Origin of the sequence: Streptomyces sp. NPDC005761 (assembly GCF_040630635.1) — a bacterium.
In the GTDB taxonomy this organism is placed as follows: Bacteria; Actinomycetota; Actinomycetes; order Streptomycetales; family Streptomycetaceae; genus Streptomyces.
In genome coordinates this window covers 25,506-44,275 of sequence record NZ_JBEXXX010000038.1, presented here as the reverse complement: position 1 = coordinate 44,275, position 18,770 = coordinate 25,506, and the positions used below count along the sequence as shown (strand labels likewise).

The 18,770-nt window shown below is 69.8% G+C and carries 15 protein-coding genes; 8 read left to right on the top strand and 7 right to left on the bottom strand.

Going from position 1 to position 18,770, the window contains the following annotated elements:
- Positions 1-23: 23 nt before the first annotated feature.
- The 3 genes from ABZ434_RS27825 to ABZ434_RS27815 form a co-directional block, all read right to left on the bottom strand.
- Complete coding sequence (locus tag ABZ434_RS27825; RefSeq protein ID WP_359142326.1) at positions 24-1,055, bottom strand: ABC transporter permease; 1,032 nt, start codon at positions 1,053-1,055, stop codon at positions 24-26.
- A gap of 681 nt (positions 1,056-1,736) precedes the next feature.
- Positions 1,737-3,608, bottom strand: a complete 1,872-nt coding sequence (typA, locus tag ABZ434_RS27820) for a translational GTPase TypA (RefSeq protein WP_359142324.1) — start codon at positions 3,606-3,608, stop codon at positions 1,737-1,739.
- A 503-nt stretch (positions 3,609-4,111) separates the two neighbouring features.
- Positions 4,112-6,466 (bottom strand): ABC transporter family substrate-binding protein, encoded by a 2,355-nt coding sequence (locus ABZ434_RS27815; protein ID WP_359142323.1) that lies wholly within the window; start codon positions 6,464-6,466, stop codon positions 4,112-4,114.
- A 329-nt stretch (positions 6,467-6,795) separates the two neighbouring features.
- Between ABZ434_RS27815 and ABZ434_RS27810 the strand changes: the two genes are divergently transcribed.
- From ABZ434_RS27810 to ABZ434_RS27795, 4 genes are all read left to right on the top strand, one after another.
- The gene (locus ABZ434_RS27810) at positions 6,796-7,044 is read left to right on the top strand and encodes a hypothetical protein (protein ID WP_359142321.1); all 249 of its coding nucleotides are present in this window, start codon (positions 6,796-6,798) and stop codon (positions 7,042-7,044) included.
- Between the two features lie 90 nt (positions 7,045-7,134).
- Positions 7,135-7,941, top strand: a complete 807-nt coding sequence (locus ABZ434_RS27805; RefSeq protein WP_359142391.1) for a hypothetical protein — start codon at positions 7,135-7,137, stop codon at positions 7,939-7,941.
- Positions 7,942-9,852, top strand: coding sequence for a fumarate reductase/succinate dehydrogenase flavoprotein subunit (locus tag ABZ434_RS27800; protein WP_359142319.1), 1,911 nt, complete (start codon positions 7,942-7,944; stop codon positions 9,850-9,852). It begins immediately after the preceding gene.
- A complete protein-coding gene (locus ABZ434_RS27795) occupies positions 9,849-10,622 on the top strand; it encodes a succinate dehydrogenase/fumarate reductase iron-sulfur subunit (RefSeq protein WP_359142317.1) in 774 nt (257 codons plus the stop codon). The genes ABZ434_RS27800 and ABZ434_RS27795 overlap by 4 nt, the downstream gene beginning before the upstream one ends.
- A 9-nt stretch (positions 10,623-10,631) precedes the next feature.
- On the opposite strand, the gene ABZ434_RS27790 is transcribed toward ABZ434_RS27795, so the two are convergent.
- Genes ABZ434_RS27790 through ABZ434_RS27780 form a run of 3 tightly spaced genes read right to left on the bottom strand, consistent with a single transcriptional unit; the run spans position 10,632 to position 13,080 of the window.
- Positions 10,632-11,183 carry an isochorismatase family protein gene (locus ABZ434_RS27790; protein WP_359142315.1) on the bottom strand — a complete coding sequence of 184 codons (552 nt, stop codon included), beginning with the start codon at positions 11,181-11,183 and terminating at the stop codon, positions 10,632-10,634.
- Positions 11,184-11,218: 35 nt separating this feature from the next.
- Entirely contained in the window at positions 11,219-12,628 is a 1,410-nt protein-coding gene (locus tag ABZ434_RS27785; protein WP_359142313.1) for an MFS transporter, read from the bottom strand.
- Positions 12,625-13,080: a MarR family transcriptional regulator gene (locus tag ABZ434_RS27780; protein WP_359142311.1), complete on the bottom strand. Its 456-nt coding sequence runs from the start codon at positions 13,078-13,080 to the stop codon at positions 12,625-12,627. The genes ABZ434_RS27785 and ABZ434_RS27780 overlap by 4 nt, the downstream gene beginning before the upstream one ends.
- Before the next feature lie 170 nt (positions 13,081-13,250).
- On the opposite strand from ABZ434_RS27780, the gene ABZ434_RS27775 reads away from it, so the two are divergent.
- Complete coding sequence (locus tag ABZ434_RS27775; protein ID WP_359142309.1) at positions 13,251-14,306, top strand: LacI family DNA-binding transcriptional regulator; 1,056 nt, start codon at positions 13,251-13,253, stop codon at positions 14,304-14,306.
- A 39-nt stretch (positions 14,307-14,345) separates the two neighbouring features.
- Here ABZ434_RS27775 and ABZ434_RS27770 read toward each other — a convergent pair whose 3' ends face one another.
- Positions 14,346-15,338: an acetylxylan esterase gene (locus ABZ434_RS27770; RefSeq protein ID WP_359142307.1), complete on the bottom strand. Its 993-nt coding sequence runs from the start codon at positions 15,336-15,338 to the stop codon at positions 14,346-14,348.
- Positions 15,339-15,592: 254 nt separating this feature from the next.
- Here ABZ434_RS27770 and ABZ434_RS27765 point away from each other — a divergent pair, with 254 nt between their 5' ends.
- The 3 genes from ABZ434_RS27765 to ABZ434_RS27755 are packed head-to-tail and all read left to right on the top strand — an operon-like array spanning position 15,593 to position 18,740.
- Positions 15,593-16,843, top strand: coding sequence for a sugar ABC transporter substrate-binding protein (locus ABZ434_RS27765; protein ID WP_359142305.1), 1,251 nt, complete (start codon positions 15,593-15,595; stop codon positions 16,841-16,843).
- A gap of 5 nt (positions 16,844-16,848) precedes the next feature.
- On the top strand, positions 16,849-17,841 hold the full coding sequence (locus ABZ434_RS27760; protein ID WP_359142304.1) for a sugar ABC transporter permease: 993 nt from the start codon (positions 16,849-16,851) through the stop codon (positions 17,839-17,841).
- Positions 17,838-18,740: a carbohydrate ABC transporter permease gene (locus tag ABZ434_RS27755; protein WP_359142302.1), complete on the top strand. Its 903-nt coding sequence runs from the start codon at positions 17,838-17,840 to the stop codon at positions 18,738-18,740. The genes ABZ434_RS27760 and ABZ434_RS27755 overlap by 4 nt, the downstream gene beginning before the upstream one ends.
- Positions 18,741-18,770: the final 30 nt, after the last annotated feature.

The following is an 18,770-nucleotide window of genomic DNA, read 5'->3' as shown; positions in this document are numbered from 1 at the left end:
CCATCCGCGGGGGGACGGAAGCTTCAGCGTCCGGACTTGGGGTCGAACGCGTCTCGGACGGAGTCGCCGAGGAGGTTGAACGCCACCACGAAGACGACCATGGCGACACCCGGGAACAGCATGTAGACCGGGTCCTGCTCGTAGATGTCGGCACCGATGGCGAACATCCGGCCCCAGTCAGGGGTGGGCTCGACGAATCCGACGCCTACGAAGGAGAGGAACGCCACGGAGAGAATCGTGGAAGGCAGCATCAGCGTGGCCTGAACCAGGACAGGCGTGATGATGTTGGGCATCAGTTCCTTGCGGATGATCCGCCCGGGCGAGGCGCCCGAGATCCTCGCCGCCTCGATGAACTCCCGCTCGCGCAGGGTCAGCGTTTCCGCACGGATCAGACGGGACAGGCCCATCCAGCCCAGGAACGACAGCACGATGATGATCGCGACGGCACGCAGCGAGGTGGGGGTCTCCTCGTCGGGGCGGACGAACGCCGCGACGACCACCGGCATGGAGGCGATGAAGAAGAGCTGGCTCGGGAACCCGAGCAGGAAGTCCGTCAGCCGGCCGACCCAGTAGTCGATCTTGCCGCCGAAGTAACCGCCCACCAGGCCCATGAAGACACCGATCGCCACCATCACGATCGTGGCTGCCAGAGCGGTGTAGATCGAGGTGCGCATGCCGTAGACGAGCTGCATGAACACATCGCGGCCCAGGTTGGGTTCGATGCCGAACCAGTGGTCGGCGGACATGCCACCCGCCCCACCCGTCGGCATGTTGAACTCATCGAGGAGGTCGAGGTTGTCCTGCCCGTAAAGGGTGTAGGCATCCTTGCCGTAGAGCATCGAGATCACGGGCGCGAGGATCGCCACCGCGAAGAAGAAAAGGACGATGCACGCGGATATGACCCCGGTGCGGTCCCTCTTGAAGCGACGCCACATCAGCTGCCCGGGAGAAAGACCTGCGGCCTTCTTGACCTCCGGTCCACCGGACTCCGACTCGCTCCCGGACGCCGGGAGGGCTGACGCCTCGGCGTCATCGATCTGCACAGGACTTGTCACGGTCGGTCGACCCCCGTAGGGATCAGCGTCGCGCACACGACCCAGTTGGTGCTTATGGCACCACGCATGGGTTCCTCCTCAAGAGTCCACTTGTTCACCGCAGGAGAGACACCGACCGCCGCCGCCATCCCTGACGTGCTTGGCCGGTACACCCAGCGTGCTCGTGAGTCGGCACCCTGCCAGTGCGCGCCTCATTGACCCGAGCTCAACTGAGCCAACTATTGAGCACAACCGGGCTGTAAACCACACTTAAAGGGTCTCGGTTTGACAACATAGGGAAGCCTTGAATGGCCGAAATTCGGACAAAGGGATCCTAGACAGACACACCCGAAACGGACTGTTAACACGTGCTCCGGTGAACAGCGCCCGATATCCGGACGTCTGACGAAAGAAAACAAGTTGCGCAGCCAGCGCGGCGGACGTGTCTCCCGGGCCGCCCGGAGAAGCGGGAACGGCGCCGCCCTGCCGGTGGCATTTGCCCCCGTCCCCGAGTGTCGGCGACGGGGGCCGAGGCATCCCGCAGGTCGCGTTCCGGGTCATTCCCGGCACGGCCTCCGCCCTCCGTGCCGCAACCCCGGAGCCGGGCCCCGGACGCGCCTCAGGGCGCTCCGGGCGGTGGGCCCCGCACACGGGAAAGGCCCGGTTCCGCGACTGTCGCGGAACCGGGCCTCTACCGTGTGATCAGCGCTTGGCGCGCGAGGCGGAGCGACCGCGCTCCTTCTGGTCCAGGACGACCTTGCGGATACGCACGGTCTCCGGGGTGACCTCGATGCACTCGTCGTCGCGGCAGAACTCCAGCGACTGCTCGAGCGAGAGCTTGCGGGCGGGCACCACGTTCTCCGTGGTGTCCGCGGAAGCCGCACGCATGTTGGTGAGCTTCTTCTCCTTGGTGATGTTCACGTCCATGTCGTCGGCGCGCGAGTTCTCGCCGATGATCATGCCCTCGTAGACCTCCGTGCCGGCCTCGGTGAAGATGACACCGCGCTCCTGGAGGTTGACCATCGCGAACGGCGTGACCACGCCGGCGCGGTCCGCCACCAGCGAGCCGTTGTGACGGGTGCGCAGCTCGCCGAACCACGGCTCGTGGCCCTCGAACAGGGAGTGCGCGATGCCCGTGCCGCGGGTCTGGGTCAGGAACTCCGTACGGAAGCCGATGAGGCCGCGGGACGGGACGATCCACTCCATGCGGACCCAGCCCGAACCGTGGTTCGTCATCGTCTCCATGCGGCCCTTACGGGTCGCCATGAGCTGCGTGATGGCGCCGAGGTGCTCCTCCGGCGAGTCGATCGTCATGCGCTCGATCGGCTCGTGGGTCTTGCCGTCGACCTGCTTGGTGACCACCTGCGGCTTGCCGACCGTGAGCTCGAAGCCCTCACGGCGCATGGTCTCGATGAGGATGGCCAGCGCGAGCTCACCGCGGCCCTGGACCTCCCAGGCGTCGGGGCGCTCGGTGTCCAGCACGCGGAGCGAGACGTTACCGACCAGCTCGCGGTCCAGACGGTCCTTGATCTGACGGGCGGTGACCTTGTGGCCCTTGCCGCCCTTGCCGACGAGCGGCGAGGTGTTCGCACCGATGGTCATCGAGATGGCGGGCTCGTCGACCGTGATCAGCGGCAGCGCGATCGGGTTCTCGGTGTCGGCCAGGGTCTCGCCGATCATGATGTCCGGGATACCGGCGATCGCGCAGATGTCGCCCGGGCCCGCCTTCTCGGCCGGCTTGCGGGTGAGCGCCTCGGTCATCAGCAGCTCGGTGATGCGGACGTTGGACTGCGTACCGTCACGCTTGATCCAGGTGACCGTCTGGCCCTTGCGCAGCTCGCCCTGCTCGACGCGGCACAGCGCGATACGGCCGAGGAAGTTGTCGGCGTCCAGGTTGGTGACGTGCGCCTGGAGCGGGGCGTCCTCGTCGTACTCCGGGGCCGGGACCGCGGAGAGGATGGTGCTGAAGAACGGCTCCAGGCTGTCGCTGTCCGGCGGGACGGTGCCGTCCTCCGGCTTGGTCAGCGAGGCGACGCCGTCACGGGCGCAGGCGTAGACGATCGGGAACTCGATCTGGTCCTCGTCGGCGTCCAGGTCCAGGAAGAGGTCGTACGTCTCGTCGATGACCTCGGCGATCCGGGAGTCCGGCCGGTCCGTCTTGTTGATGCAGAGGATGACCGGCAGCTTGGCCGTCAGCGCCTTGCGCAGCACGAAGCGGGTCTGCGGCAGCGGGCCCTCGGAGGCGTCGACCAGCAGCACGACCGCGTCGACCATCGACAGGCCTCGCTCGACCTCACCGCCGAAGTCGGCGTGGCCGGGGGTGTCGATGATGTTGATCGTGATGACGTCGCCGCCATCCTTGGGGTGGTACTTCACGGCCGTGTTCTTGGCCAGGATCGTGATGCCCTTCTCACGCTCCAGGTCGTTCGAGTCCATCATGCGTTCGTCGAGGTTCTCGGCGGCGTGCGCGGCGAAGGCGCCGGCCTGCCTGAGCATGGCGTCGACCAGCGTGGTCTTGCCGTGGTCGACGTGGGCGACGATGGCTACGTTACGGATGTCGTGGCGCGTGGGCATGGGTGGCTTGCGCTTCTCTCGGATCGGGGATTCAGGCGTCTTAGTCGGTCTTGAGTCCTCGTACGCCCGCCGGGCGGACGCGCCACGGCTAGTCCCATGGTACGGGGCGGGCGCCCCTCCGGCTTCCCGGGCAAGTCTTACCGGCCACGGGACGGGGAAGCGCGCCTCGTGGGGGTGAAGCGGCGGGCCCGCGTCCGCTTGGTGTTTCCGCCTCCGTGCCCAGGTCTTCCGCCGGAATTCACCGGTGGTCATGAACACGGTCCCCCGGGCGGACGACGCGGACGCGGGTCCTGAACAACTCCGGAGGTGGGGCTCCGAAGCTGCGGCTCCGTGGCGGGGGGCTGGGAGCGGGCCTCCACGGCGCGATCGTCGGGGTTGGGGCCCCTTCGGTCGGGCGGCGGAGTGGTCACCCGGGTCAACAGGTGCGCACAGCCTTGCCCGCCGGCCGTCCGGCGGGCAAGGGAATTGAGCCAGTTCTGAGCTTTCGGATCAGCGCTGACCTGCTACTTCTTCTGGTCGGCCGGGGCGCCGGCGGACTGCGGCTTCTTGAAACCGATGTCCTGGTAGTGCGGCACCCCGAAGCCGAAGGCGCCGACGTTCACGAGCTTCTTGTCCGTGGCGACGAGCTGCGGGCGCTGGTAGAGCGGAATCGATCCTGCGGCTGCCCAGATCCGGGCGTCCGCCTGCTTCATCAGGTCCCTGGCGGTCTTCTCGTCGAGCTCGGACACCGCCTCGTCGAAGAGCTGGTCGATGTGGTCCGTACCGACGCGGGTGTAGTTCTGCTCGACGAGCAGCGAGCCGTCGGTGCCGGGCACCGGCTTGGCGAAGATCGGGCGGCTGTCCGTGGCCGGGTAGGCGGTGGCGGGCCATGAGTACAGCGCCAGGTCGTAGTCCCCGGACGCGACGTGGTCCTGGAAGTAGCTGTCGTCGGAGACCTTGGTGATCTCGGTACTGATCCCGATCGTGTCCAGCATCGCCGCGATCTTGTCGCCGACACTGCGCAGGGACTCCGAGCCGGGCCCGGACGGCAGGACGAACCGCAGCCTCAGCGCCTTCCCGTCCTTGCCGAGGGGACCGCGGGCGGAGTCGGGGGCCTGGACCGGGGCCGCGGTGCCGACCGGGGCGTACGCGCCGGCCGCGCCGCCGGGCTGCCGGTCCTGGGCGGTGATCCGGACGGGAGCGTCCTCGGAGGTGCCCGACTCGCCGAGGTGGCCGGCCTGGCGCAGCAGTGCGGCGCTCTGTACGGCGGCGGCGGGGGCGGGGGCGATGACGTGGGTGGCCGCGCCCCCGGCCTCGCCGGGCTTGTCGTCGTCGCCGACGATGTACAGCCCGTCGTCCTCGGAGGGCTCGCGCCGGGCCGCGCCGTCGGTCTTGCCGTCGTCCTCCGCGCTGCCGGCCTCCTCTCCCTCCTTCGCCTTATCCGCCTTCTCCGTGTTCTTCTGCTTCTCGCCCTCGCTGCCCGCCTTGGTCCCGTCCGTCTTCTTGAGGGCGCCCTCGCGCGTCCAGCCCGCGTCGGCCAGCAGCGCCTGCGCCTCCTTGGTGTCCTGGCTGCCGAGCGCGTCGGCGGCGTCCTTGTACGCGGGCTGCCCGGCGAGCGCCAGGTGGCTGCCGAGGGGCTGGGCAGGCAGGCCGAGCGGCCGCAGCACGGTGTCGGCGATCTCCTGGCGGTCCAGGGCGCGGGCCACCGCCCGGCGTACCCGGGCGTCGGCGAGCGGCCCGCGCTCACCGTTCAGCGCCAGCTGGGTGTAGGCGGGCTCCAGGGACTTGCGGACCGCGTAGCCGCGCAGGTCGCCCTGCTCGGCGGCGTACGCCTTCGCGGCCGCCGCCTTCTCGTCCCGGGCCTCCTGCGCCTCCTCGGCCGCCTCCTCGTCGGAGCCGTGCGCCAGGGCCCAGGACCGCAGCGCCTGGGCCGGGGTGACCTCGGAGCCGGGGCCGTGGGCGGGGGGCGCGCCGTTGCCGCCGGTGGCCCGGGCTGCCCGGACGATGCGGTTCGCGGCAGCCGCGTCGATATCGGCGATGTCGACCTTCCCCTCGGTCAGCGCCTCCGTGCGGTCCTGCGGCTCGACCGCTCTGAACACCAGCGAGTCGAGTTTGGCGGGACTCCCCCACCAGCGCGGGTTGCGCGCCAGCGTGACGGATCCCGCCTCCTTGTCCACCTCGCGCAGCCTGAACGGGCCCGCGGTCGCCTTGAGCGTGGACCGCGCCCCGTCGTTGAAGGCGTCCGGGGAGCCCGTCACCTGCTTCGGGTACAGCGGGGAGAAGAGGGAGCGCCAGTCCGCGTACGGCTTGGCGAAGGTGACCTTGACCTCCAGGTCGTCGGCGCCGCGCTCGATCTTCTCGATGCGTTCGTACCCGGCGTTGCGGGCCGTCCAGAAGGCGGAGTCCTTGCCGCTCAGCGCCCGCCACTGGGCGACGAAGTCCGGTGCGCCGATCTCCCGGCCGTCACTCCACACCGCCTGCTGGTTCAGCCGGTAGAGCACGACCTGCCTGGGCTCGGTGTCGACGACCTTCGCGGATTCCAGGTAGTCCGGGTTGAGCTGCGGCCGGCCCTTGGCGTCCAGCGGGAAGAGGGTCGGAAGCAGGGCGCCGGTGATCCGGGTGGTGGCGCTGTCGGCGTCGGCCTGGAAGGCGTTGAGGGTGGCGGGCATCGCGTCGATGGCCCAGTTGACCGTGCCCCCCTCCGCCACCTGCGCGCGGGCCGCCGGCGCGATGTCCTGCGGGGTGACGGCCACCCTGGTGGCCGTGTCGTTGCCCGAACTGCAGCCGGCCAGTACGGGAAGGGTGAGCACCCCCGTGGTGAGAAGTGCGAGCGAGAGGCGCTTTCGGGATGTCCCGCGCGGGACGCCTACGTGGGACATGACTGAGACCTCCGGGGACGGCCCGGCCCACCGTTACCCGAATAGGCCGGATTCTGCGTGTTTGGTGGCATTTGCAGTTGATCACACTGGTTCCGCCCGTCCACTGAAAGCGCCCACGCGCGGGAGACGGCGCAGACACGGCGCAACCGGCCCGAACCTCACCCGTGCGGCGGAGTGCCCGGACCGGACGGAATCGGACACTCACGGGCGCCGTACGCCCCCCGCCCGCAAGACAGGGCGGCCCGCTCTCTTCCCAACGGGGATGTGACGCGCAACACTCGCATGCGCATGAGCATGGCCGCCCGCGACTGCGGAAGTGAGATCAAGTCATGTCACTGCAAGACGAATTGACGGCTGTTCAGCACTGCCTCGACGACCTGGTCCGCACCGTCGGGCGGCTGGAGCGGAGCCTCGCGCAGCTGCGCGTGGAGGCCACCGTTCCGGCGCCGCTCGACCCGGCCGGCCACACCGCACCCGTCGACGGGGTCATCACGATCACCGAGGCGCCCTACGACGCCACCCTGTGGACGGACTCGGACGACGAGGGTCTGGGCGTCCGCGGCAGGCACGCCCCCTAGGAGAGTTCCTTGGCCACCGGTACGGAAACAGGAACGGATTCAGGCAAGGACCCGGGCAGCGCCCCGGGTACGCAACCCCGCCCGCCGGACGTGGCAGCCGCCCGGACGACGGGAGTGCACCACCCCACGCGGGCCGCCATCGCCGCCCGCCACCTGCGGACCGACCGCTGGTGGCTGGCGCCCGCGGTGACGGCCGGCGGACTGCTCGCCTTCATCGTCTACTCCACCTGGCGGGCCTTCTCGAACGCGGACTACTACGCCGCGCCCTACGTCTCGCCGTTCTACTCACCGTGTCTGGCGGACAACTGCGCCCCCATGCGGAGCGGCCCGAACTGGGAGATCCTCGGCAGCTGGTGGGGCCTGTCGCCCGCCCTGCTGATCCTGATCTTCCCGCTCGGCTTCCGGCTGACCTGCTACTACTACCGCAAGGCCTACTACCGGGGCTTCTGGGCCTCGCCCCCCGCCTGCGCGGTCGCCGAGCCCCACCAGGCGTACAGCGGCGAGACCCGCTTCCCGCTGATCATGCAGAACATCCACCGGTACTTCTTCTACGCGGCGGTGCCGGTCGCCGGGATCCTCACGTACGACACCGTGCTCTCCTTCCGGGACGAGCACTACGCCTGGGGCCACATGGGCCTCGGCTCGCTGATCTTCCTGGTCAACATCGCCCTGATCTGGGCGTACACCCTGTCCTGCCATTCCTGCCGGCACATCATCGGCGGCCGACTGCGGCACTTCTCCAAGCACCCTGTTCGCTACCGGCTGTGGGGCTGGGTGGGGCGGCTCAACGCCCGTCACATGCTGCTCGCCTGGGCCTCACTGATCAGCGTGGCGGCGTGCGACTTCTACGTCTACCTGGTCGCCTCCGGCGCCTTCGACGATCCGAGGTTTTTCTGAATGACTGAGCTCGAACGGCAGCAGTGGGACGTCGTCGTGGTCGGTGCCGGAGGCGCCGGGCTGCGCGCCGCGATCGAGGCCCGGGAGCGCGGGGCCCGTACGGCCGTCATCTGCAAATCACTCTTCGGCAAGGCCCACACGGTCATGGCGGAGGGCGGCATCGCCGCCTCCATGGGCAATGTGAACTCCGGGGACAACTGGCAGGTGCACTTCCGCGACACCATGCGCGGCGGGAAGTTCCTCAACCAGTGGCGGATGGCGGAGCTGCACGCCAAGGAGGCACCCGACCGCGTCTGGGAGCTGGAGACCTGGGGCGCGCTCTTCGACCGCACCCCCGAGGGCAAGATCTCCCAGCGCAACTTCGGCGGACACGAGTATCCGCGGCTGGCCCATGTCGGGGACCGTACCGGCCTCGAACTGATCCGCACCCTCCAGCAGAAGATCGTCTCGCTCCAGCAGGAGGACGAGCGCGAGTTCGGCGACCACGAGGCGCGGCTGAAGGTCTTCCAGGAGTGCACGGTGACCCGCGTGCTCAAGGACGGGGAGAGGGTCTCGGGCGCCTTCTGCTACGAGCGCGAGAGCGGCCGCTTCTTCGTGCTGGAGGCGCCCGCGGTCGTCCTCGCCACCGGCGGCATCGGCAAGTCCTTCAAGGTGACGTCCAACTCCTGGGAGTACACGGGCGACGGCCACGCGCTGGCCCTGCTCGCGGGCGCACCCCTGCTGAACATGGAGTTCGTGCAGTTCCACCCGACCGGCATGGTCTGGCCGCCCTCGGTCAAGGGCATCCTCGTCACCGAGTCGGTGCGCGGCGACGGCGGGGTGCTGCGCAACTCCGAGGGCAAGCGGTTCATGTTCGACTACGTCCCCGACGTGTTCAAGGAGAAGTACGCGCAGTCGGAGGAGGAGGGCGACCGCTGGTACGACGACCCGGACCACAACCGCCGGCCGCCCGAACTGCTGCCGCGCGACGAGGTCGCCCGGGCCATCAACTCCGAGGTGAAGGCGGGCCGCGGATCGCCGCACGGCGGGGTGTTCCTGGATGTGTCGACGCGGATGGACGCGGAGCGGATCCGGCGCCGGCTGCCGTCGATGTACCACCAGTTCAAGGAACTGGCGGACGTCGACATCACCGCAGAGGCGATGGAGGTCGGCCCGACCTGCCACTACGTGATGGGCGGCATAGCCGTCGACTCCGACACCGCGGCAGCTCTCGACGTACCCGGCCTGTACGCGGCGGGCGAGGTCGCGGGCGGTATGCACGGCTCCAACCGGCTCGGCGGGAACTCTCTCTCCGACCTGCTCGTCTTCGGCCGCCGGGCCGGACTGCACGCCGCACAGTACGCCGCGTCGGTCGATGCCCTGCCGGTCGTGGACGAGGGCCAGATCGACGCCTCGGCCGCGGAGGCGCTGCGTCCCTTCAGCGCGGAGGACCTCGCCGGGGCCGAGCCGACGGAGAATCCGTACACCCTGCACCAGGAACTCCAGCAGACGATGAACGACCTGGTCGGCATCATCCGGCGGGCGCCCGAGATGGAACGGGCCCTGGAGAAGCTGTCCGGGCTGCGCGAGCGGGCCCGCCGCGCAGGGGTCGAGGGGCACCGGCAGTTCAACCCCGGCTGGCACCTCTCCCTCGACCTGCGGAACATGCTGCTGGTCAGTGAGTGCATCGCCCGGGCGGCCCTGGAACGCACCGAGAGCCGTGGTGGACACACCCGCGAGGACTGCCCGGCCATGGAGCGGGCCTGGCGCCCGGTCAATCTGCTGTGCCGGCCGGTGGACGAACAGGACGCCGCGAGCGGCCGGATCGCTCTCGTACGCAAGGTGACCGACCCCATCCGTCCGGATCTGCTCTCCCTCTTCGAGAAGGAGGAGCTGGTCAAGTACCTCGCCGATGAGGAGCTCTACGAGTGAGCAGCTATGACGCACGGTTCAGGGTGTGGCGCGGGGACACCGGGGGCGGCGCTCTGGAGGACTTCGAGGTCGAGGTCAACGACGGTGAGGTCGTCCTCGACATCATCCACCGCATCCAGGCCACCCAGGCGGGCGATCTGGCGGTGCGGTGGAACTGCAAGGCGGGCAAGTGCGGTTCGTGCAGCGCGGAGATCAACGGGCGCCCGCGGCTGCTGTGCATGACGCGCATGTCGGTCTTCGGCCGTGAGGAGACGATCACGGTCACGCCGCTGCGCGCCTTCCCGGTGGTGCGGGATCTGGTGACGGATGTCTCGTTCAACTACGCCAAGGCGCGCGAGATCCCCTCCTTCGTCCCCCCGGAGGGTGTGAAGCCGGGCGAGTACCGGATGCAGCAGATCGATGTGGACCGCTCGCAGGAGTTCCGCAAGTGCATCGAGTGCTTCCTGTGCCAGGACACCTGCCATGTGGTGCGCGACCACGAGGAGAACAAGACGGCCTTCGCCGGGCCGCGGTTCCTGATGCGGGTGGCCGAGCTGGACATGCACCCCCTGGACGCCGCCGCCGAGGCCGGTCTCGACCGGAAGGCGACGGCCCAGGAGGAGCACGGGCTCGGGCTCTGCAACATCACCAAGTGCTGTACGGAGGTGTGCCCCGAGCACATCAAGATCACCGACAACGCCCTGATCCCGCTGAAGGAGCGGGCCGTGGACCGCAAGTACGACCCGCTGGTGTGGCTGGGCAACAAGATCCGGCGGCGGGACGCGACCTGAGGCCGGCGGTCAGCCGAGCAGCTTGACGATCGCGTCCGTCGTGTCCGTCTCGCCGAGGCGGGGGAAGATCCGCTCGACGCTGTTGTCGTGGGCCTCGGCGCTCATGTCGGTGACCGCGTCCGTGGCGACGGTGACGTGGTAGCCGTGTTCGTGGGCGGAGCGGGCGGTGGACTCGACGCCGATGCTGGTCGCGATCCCGGCCAGCACGACCTGCGTGATGCCCCGGCGGCGCAGCCGGAGGTCGAGGTCGGTGCCGTAGAAGGCACCCCACTGCTGCTTGGTGACGACGATGTCGCCGTCGTGCGGGCCGAGTTCGGGGACGATCTCGGCCCAGTCGGCGGCCGGCTGTCCGGACCGTGCGGCCCCCTCGGTGCGGCCGGGGGCGCCGCCGGTGACGCGGACCAGGACGACCGGGAGGCCCTTGGCCCGGAAGGCGTCGGCGAGGGTCGCGGCGCGGGCGACGACCTCGTCGGCGGGGTGGGCGGTCGGGAGGCCGACGATGCCCTTCTGGAGGTCGACGACGATCAACGCGGTGGCCGGGTCGAGGGTGGTGGCGCTCATGGTGGTGCTCCTTGCCTGGGGGGTGTTCGGGGGGATCAGGTGCGGCCGCGCAGGGCGCGGTCGGTGACGGTGAGGACGATGAGCAGGACGCCCAGTACGGCGGCCACGCCGGCCATCAGGTGGAGGCCGTGGTCGCCGGCCGACTGCCCGTACGCGAGCGCGATGAGGCTGGACGCGGTGATGGCTCCTATGTACTGGGCGGTGCGCTGGAGACCCGCGGCGGAGCCGATGGACTCGGGCGGGGCGTAGGCCTGGACGGCTGCCTGGTTGCTCGTGCCGATCAGCCCCTGCGGGATGCCGAAGCAGGCACCGGCCAGCAGCAGGACGGCGACGGGGGTGTCGCCGTCGAGGAGGAACAGCAGTCCGGACCCCGCGGTGAGCAGCACGCAGGCCAGGGTGAGCGGCCCGCGGATGCCCTTCGTACGGGCGCCGAGCAGCGAACAGACGAGCGCGGCGACGGACATCGGCAGCATGAGCAGTCCGGTGTGCCCGGAGGAGTAGCCCCGGGCCTCCTCCAGCCACTGGGTGTACCCGTACATCACGACGTAGATGAGCAGGTAGCTGATCCCGTGCCGTAGGTACGTCCGCGAGAGCGCGGCGTTCGCCGCGAGCATCCGCAGGTCGATGAAGGGCTCGGGGCGGCGCAGCAGCCACCGCACCAGCGCGGCGGTCAGGACGGCGAAGGGCGCGAGGAGCCACCACATCGGGTGGGCCAGGTCGAGCAGGAAGAAGACCAGCACGGTCAGCGCGGTGGTGAAGAGGCCGATGCCGAGCGGATCCAGGCCGAGCCGGGGGCCGCTCCCGTCGGCGGCCCGTCGGCGCGGCGGGTCGGCGGGGATCCACAGCAGCGCGGCGCCGAACGCGACGAGGGCGACGGGCACGTTGACGGCGAAGATGCCGCGCCAGCCGACGACCATGACGAGCAGGCCGCCCAGCGTGGGGCCCACAGCCGCGCTGCCGAGCGCGGCGAAGGAGAGCCGGGCCAGCACGGGGCGCGGGGTGGCCCGGCCGATCCGGGCCGACTCGTCGCGCAGCACCGCCATGGCGGCCGGGTAGGCGGCCGACGTACCGATGCCGAGCAGCAGCCGGGACACGATCAGCCACCCGAAGTCCGGCGCCACCGTCCCGACGATCCCCGACGCGATGACGACGACGAGGCCGGCCAGGAAGACGCGCCGGGGGCCGAGGACGTCGGCGAGTCTGCCCAGGACGGGCTGGGCGACGGCGCTGGCGAGGTAGAGGACCGAGATCAGCCACGCGGTGTCGGCGGCACCGATGGCGAAGTGGTGCCCGATCGCCACGAGCGCGGTGGAGATCATGGTGGTGTTGAGCGGGTTGAGCAGCGAGCCGAGCAGCAGCGGGGCGGTGAGCCGGGTGCTGAACCCGGGGACGGGCCCCGCCTGCCGGGTCACGGCAGCCGGGCGGAGCACATCGCGACCGGTCATGAACCGACCAGGCGCTCGATGAGCTCGGCGGCCTCGGCGACGGTGCGCCGCTGCGGCCCGTCCAGTTCGGCCGCGACGGCCTCGGCGAGCCAGTTGCGCTTGGCTGCACGGACCTGGGCGAGGGTGGTGCGGCCGGTGTCCGTCACCGACATCACCGATTTCCGGCCGTCGGCCGGATCCGGCGCGCGCTCGACGAGCCCCTGCTCCTCCAGCGCGCCCAGGGTCAGCCGCATGGACTGGGGGCGCACGAACTCGGCGCGGGCCAGATCGGCCGTGGTGGCCGGGCCGCCGTCCTCCAGCCGGGCCAGCACCGAGCGCTGGGTCGGCGTCAGCAGGCTCTCCGACGACGAGGAGCGCAGCCGTCGCAACAGCCGGCCGACGACGGAGGCGAGCTGGTTCGCCACCTCTTCGGCGGTCGGGTCGGCGGGGGTGGCACCGGACGGTCGCGTCATGTCTCCACCGTAAAAGATGTACAAGCCATCTTGCAAGGTTGCCTGTTGATTCCGGGTCGGCCTTGCCCGCGCACGGCCCGCGATCTAGGGTGAATGCGCTTTCAAAACGTGTACGTCGACGTTCGCGTCGATACGCGTCGGTACGGAAGAAGAAGCGGACGGTCGGTCGAGTGAGCGCCCCAACGGTGTATGACGTCGCGGAGCGGTCGGGCGTCTCCATCGCCACGGTTTCGCGGGTCTACCGCACTCCGGAATCGGTGCGCGCCCAGACCCGCGAGCGGGTGCTGGAGGCGGCGCGCGAGCTCGGTTACGTACCGAGCGGCAACGCGCGGGGGCTGGCGAGCCGCACCACCGGCGTGCTCGGCCTGTGCTTCCCGGACTACGCCGACCCGGACGCCGAGGCCGACGCCGAGGCGGACAGCGACGCGGACGACGCGGTGATGCTGTACTCCGACCAGATCATCCGCGGCATGGAGCGCGCCGCCCGGCGGCACGGGTACGCGCTGCTGATCGCGGCATCGCTGGAGGGCGGCCCGGAGAGCCTGGTCGCGAAGGTCGCGGGGCGGGTCGACGGTTTCGCCGTCCTGGCACAGACCGTGCCGACCGAGGACCTGGAGGTGATCTCGCGCCGCCTGCCGGTCGTGATGCTCGCCGGACCGCGCGAGATCGATCACCTCGACCACATCGTCGTCGCCAACGCCGACGGTGAACGGGAGCTGACCCGCCACCTGATCGAGGACCACGGCCTGCGCCGGCTGGTCTTCGTCGGGGGCGAGACCGATTCGCCGGACGCGGAGGCCCGGTTCCGCGGCTTCCAGGAGGCGTGCCGGGACGCCGGCCTCCCGGTGCCCGACGAGCCGGCCCTGCGGACGACGATGATGAAGCAGGCCGAGGGCGCCCTGGCGGCCGAGACCCTGCTGGACCGGGGCGGGGAACGGCCCGAGGCGATGCTGTTCGCCAACGACCAGATGGCGGTGGGCGCCCTGCGCGCCCTGGCCCGGCGTGGAGTGCGGGTGCCCCAGGACATGGCGGTGACCGGCTTCGACGGGATCCCGCTCGGCCGGATCGTCCAGCCGCCGCTGACGACGGTGCGCCAGCCGATCCGGCGACTGGGCGAGCAGGCGGTCGAGCTGCTGGTCGAGCGCCTGAACAACACCGGCCGCGAGCCGGTGTCACTCACCCTTCCGGTGTCCGTGATCCGCCGGGCCAGCTGCGGCTGCGGCTGACGAGGGCGCGCCGGAGCGTTCCGTCCGGCGCGCGGCCGGTCACCGCCCCAGCCACTTGCCGAAGAACGCGCGCCGCGCCGCCACCAGCCCGGCCACGTCCTGCGCCAGCCCTTCGTACTCGAAGTGCCCCGCCGGCAGCACCAGCAACTCCCGCTCCCCCGCCAGCGCGTTGTGCACGGCGAACTGGCCCGGCGGCGGCACGGACGGGTCGAACAGCGCCGCGGCCACCAGCGTGGGCAGCTTCACGGACTCCGCCGCCGTCGCCGCGTCGAAGTACCGCAGCACCTCCACGACCTCCGGGTGCTCACGGTGGCGGGCGCGCACGGACTCGCCGCTTCCCGCGCACGGCAGCGTGAGCCGCAGCGGGTGGTTCCCGAACGTGGGCACCGTAAGCTGCGCCGCCGCGAACCGGTCGTCCCACGGCAGGGCCAGCGCACCGAGCCCCCCACCGAAGCTCTCCCCGAGGTAGCCCAGCCGGCCCGGCCCCGCGAGCTCCGGCACGAGCTCGCCGAGCGCGGACGCCGCGCACCACAGGTCCGCCACGCAGTCACCGATGACATACGTGTCGCGCGACTCTATGCCGTGCAGCACGTGCCCGGCGGAGACGTCGGGGATGCCCGCCACGAGACCGCGCGCCCCCATCCCCCGTACGCACGGCAGGATCGCGGCGGACGACGGCAGCGGCAGCGGCACGTCGGGCCCCGCCTCCTGCCGCCCCCCGTACCCGTGTCCGACGACGAAGCCGTGGCGCACCGGCCCGGCCGCCGCGCCCTCCACCGGAAGCGCCAGCCAGCCACCCAGACGCACCCCGCCCACCGAGGTGTACGTCACGCCGTGGATCCGCACGCCGTCGCGCTCGTCCTCCAGCGGCCCCACCTCAGGGGCCGTCACGACCTCGCGGGCCGCGTCGTACCGCGCCCGCCAGAAGTCCGCGAAGTCCTCGGGGGCGGAGGGCGCGGGCACGGCCATGAGCTCGTCGAGGGTGCGCCCGTAGGCCGGATCGAACGGGAAGTCATGCACGAACGAAGTCATGATCACGACACTATCGCCGCCCGCCTCCGGCCCGTGCCCCCGCAGGATCGCGGGACCAACCCTGCGGATTCGGTCACATCGTTACGTTTTCCACAAACGGCACGCTTACCGTTCCAAGTCGAACATTCAGATGTCCACCGCGTTGCACGAGTGTGACCAAGCACCCTCTTGCGGATTTCCGAATCTCTGCCGCAGAGTGATGTATGCGCTTACAGGCAGCGCATACATCCGGAATGCTCAAGGAGGAGCCCTCCATGTCCCGCACCGCCAGAACCGCCTCCACCGGCATCGGAATCGCTGTCGTGCTCGCCCTCGGCCTCACCGCGTGCGGCAGCTCCGGCGGCGAGGACGTCGCCGCGGACAGCAAGCAGACGCTCACCGTCTGGGCCATGGGGGCCGAGGGCGAGAAGCTCGCGGACGTGGCAGAGGTGTACGAGAAGGCCCACCCGAACATCACCGTCAAGGTGACCCCGGTCGGCTGGGACGTCGCCCACCAGAAGCTCGTCTCCGCGGCCGCCGCCGGCACCATGCCCGACGTGGCGCAGATGGGCGGCAGTTACATGGGCGAGTTCTCCGAGCTCGGGGTTCTGGAGCCGGTCGACACCGAGACCTTCCAGGAGAAGGACTTCTTCCCGGCCGGCTGGCAGCAGGGCGAGGTGGACGGCCAGGCGTACGGCGTGCCGTGGTACGTCGACACCCGCGTCCTCTACTACCGCACCGACCTGGCCGAGAAGGCCGGCGTCACCAAGGCTCCGACCGACTGGAAGGAGATGCGCGACCTCGCCACCGCCTACCAGAAGAAGGCGGACACCAAGTGGGGCCTGTCCATCCAGCCCAGCGGTCTGGACACGGTGCAGAACTTCTACTCCTTCCTGTACTCGGCCGGCGGCGAGATCGTCAACGACAAGGGCGACGTCGTCATCGACAGCCCCGAGGCCGTCAAGGCGCTCAAGGAGTACGGCTCGTACTTCGACAAGGGCCTCTCCAACAAGTCCGTGCAGCCCGGCTACGACGTCGTGAAGGACTTCGGCAACGGCCGCGTCCCGATGTTCTTCGGCGGCCCCTGGCACGTCACCCTGCTGAACGAGGGACAGCCGCAGCTCAAGGGCAAGTGGGCGGTGGCGAACGTGCCCGCTGACAAGTCCTCCGTCTCGATGGCCGGCGGCTCCTCCCTGGTGATCTCCAAGGACAGCGGGCACAAGGCCGCCGCCACCGAGTTCATCAAGTACCTGACGGACACCAAGGGCCAGGCCGACTGGTACGAGCGCACCAAGGACCTGCCGGCGAACACCGCCGCCTGGACCTCCGGCGACCTCGCCGACGACGCCGGCCTCCAGATCTTCAAGAAGCAGATGGACACCGCCAAGTCCTCCCCCTCGCTGCCCAACTGGACCGAGGTGACCGACAAGGTCGACCAGGCCATCGCGAAGGTGACCCAGGGCAAGGCGTCCGCCGAGGACGCGCTGAAGACCGCGCAGTCCGAGATCGAAGGCCTCGTGAAGTAGGAGCCATGAGCACCACGACCGGAAAGGCCGCGCAGCCGGCCAAGGTGCAGGCCGGGCCGGGGACCACCGCGTCCCCGGCCGCCGGGCCGAAGGGCTCGCGACGTCGCAGGAAGCCCGCGATGGGCGTGCAGAACATGGCCGGCTGGCTGTTCTCCACTCCCTTCCTCGTGCTCTTCCTCGTCTTCATGGCCGTCCCGATCATCGCCACGCTGGTGATGAGCTTCACGGACTTCGGGCTGCGCAACGTGACGCATCCGCTGGACGCGAACTTCATCGGCTTCGAGAACTACACCAAGCTGTTCGGCGACGAGAAGTTCCTCAAGTCGCTTTTCAACACGGCGTACTTCGTGGTCATCGGCGTGCCGTTGACGATCTTCCTCGGACTGGTCGTCGCCGTCCTGCTGAACAACGGCATCGACCGGGCCCGGACCTTCTTCCGCGTCGGCTTCTACGCCCCGGTCGTCACCACCATCGTCGCGGTCGCCGTCGTCTGGCGGTTCGTGCTCGATCCGAGCGACGGTCTCATCGCAGGCCTCTTCTCCGAAGTGGGCCTCACCGCGCCGGACTTCCTCGGCTCCGAGAAGCTCGCCATGCCCTCGATGATCGCGATGGCGGTCTGGCGCAACCTGGGCACGGTCATGGTGCTCTTCATCGCCGGTCTGCAGGCCATCCCGACCGAGGTGCGGGAAGCGGCGCGGCTGGACGGCGCCGGCATCTGGCAGGAGTTCAAGGGCATCACCGTCCCGCTGCTGCGGCCCACGCTGCTCTACGCCACGGTGATCACCACCATCGGCTACCTCAACGTCTTCGAGGAGCCGTTCGTGATGACGCAGGGCGGGCCCTCGGACTCGACGCTCACCGTCTCGCTGAACATGTACCGCGAGGGCTTCAACTTCTTCCACATGGGCTATGCGAGCGCCATGGCGTATGTCCTCTTCGTAGTGATCATGGGCATCACGGTGCTGCAGCTCCGACTGCTGAAGGACAACACGAAATGAGCGCCACCAGTGCACCGGGCGCCGTCTCGACGGCGCCGTCGAAGGAGCCCGGACAGCCGGGCGGGGAGAAGCGGCCGCGTTCGCTGAAGCGGGTCCTCGTCTACGTCCTGCTGTCGCTCGGCCTGCTGATCATGTCGGCGCCGTTCCTGTGGATGGCCCTGTCCGCGTTCAAGACGACGAGCGAGCTGACGGCGAGCCCGCCGGTCTGGATCCCGACCGAGTGGACCCTGGACAACTTCCGGGACCTGCTCGACAAGCTCGATCTGCCGCTGTACTTCATGAACTCGGTGATCGTGGCGGTGCTGGTCACCGTCTCGAACCTGGTCTTCTGCTCGATGCTCGGGTACGCCCTGGCCAAGCTGAACTTCGCCGGCCGCAACAAGATCTTCGGTCTGGTGCTCGGCGCCCTCATGGTGCCCGGCAACCTGATGCTGCTGCCGCTGTTCGTCCTGATGAGCAAGATGCAGCTGATCGACTCGTACGCCGGTCTGGTGCTGCCGTTCGCGGCGGGCGCCTTCGGGGTCTTCCTGATGCGGCAGTTCATGCAGTCGATCCCGGACGAGCTGCTGGAGGCGGCCCGGATGGACGGCGCCGGCGAGTGGTACATCTTCTGGCGGATCGTGATGCCCCTCGTGAAGCCCGCCCTGGCGACGCTGTCGATCTTCACGTTCCTGGGCTCCTGGAACAACTTCGTCTGGCCGCTCATCGCGACCAACGACCCCGACAAGTACACCCTCCCGGTCGCCCTGGCGACGTTCGCCACCGACCCGAACAAGTCGGGCGGCTCCAACGGCATGCTGATGGCCGGGTCCTTCCTGATCGTGCTGCCGGTCCTGGTCGTGTTCATCGCGCTCCAGCGGCACTTCACCCAGGGCATCGCCACGGCGGGCATGAAGTAGCCCGCACGGGGCGGCACCGCCGCCCCGCCC

Coding starts and splice junctions, on each gene's coding strand:
- typA (WP_359142324.1), bottom strand. CDS start 3,608: ATGCCCACGCGCCACGACATCCGTAACGTAGCCATCGTCGCCCACGTC.
- ABZ434_RS27815 (WP_359142323.1), bottom strand. CDS start 6,466: ATGTCCCACGTAGGCGTCCCGCGCGGGACATCCCGAAAGCGCCTCTCG.
- ABZ434_RS27810 (WP_359142321.1), top strand. CDS start 6,796: ATGTCACTGCAAGACGAATTGACGGCTGTTCAGCACTGCCTCGACGAC.
- ABZ434_RS27800 (WP_359142319.1), top strand. CDS start 7,942: ATGACTGAGCTCGAACGGCAGCAGTGGGACGTCGTCGTGGTCGGTGCC.
- ABZ434_RS27790 (WP_359142315.1), bottom strand. CDS start 11,183: ATGAGCGCCACCACCCTCGACCCGGCCACCGCGTTGATCGTCGTCGAC.
- ABZ434_RS27785 (WP_359142313.1), bottom strand. CDS start 12,628: ATGACCGGTCGCGATGTGCTCCGCCCGGCTGCCGTGACCCGGCAGGCG.
- ABZ434_RS27780 (WP_359142311.1), bottom strand. CDS start 13,080: ATGACGCGACCGTCCGGTGCCACCCCCGCCGACCCGACCGCCGAAGAG.
- ABZ434_RS27770 (WP_359142307.1), bottom strand. CDS start 15,338: ATGACTTCGTTCGTGCATGACTTCCCGTTCGATCCGGCCTACGGGCGC.
- ABZ434_RS27765 (WP_359142305.1), top strand. CDS start 15,593: ATGTCCCGCACCGCCAGAACCGCCTCCACCGGCATCGGAATCGCTGTC.
- ABZ434_RS27760 (WP_359142304.1), top strand. CDS start 16,849: ATGAGCACCACGACCGGAAAGGCCGCGCAGCCGGCCAAGGTGCAGGCC.
- ABZ434_RS27755 (WP_359142302.1), top strand. CDS start 17,838: ATGAGCGCCACCAGTGCACCGGGCGCCGTCTCGACGGCGCCGTCGAAG.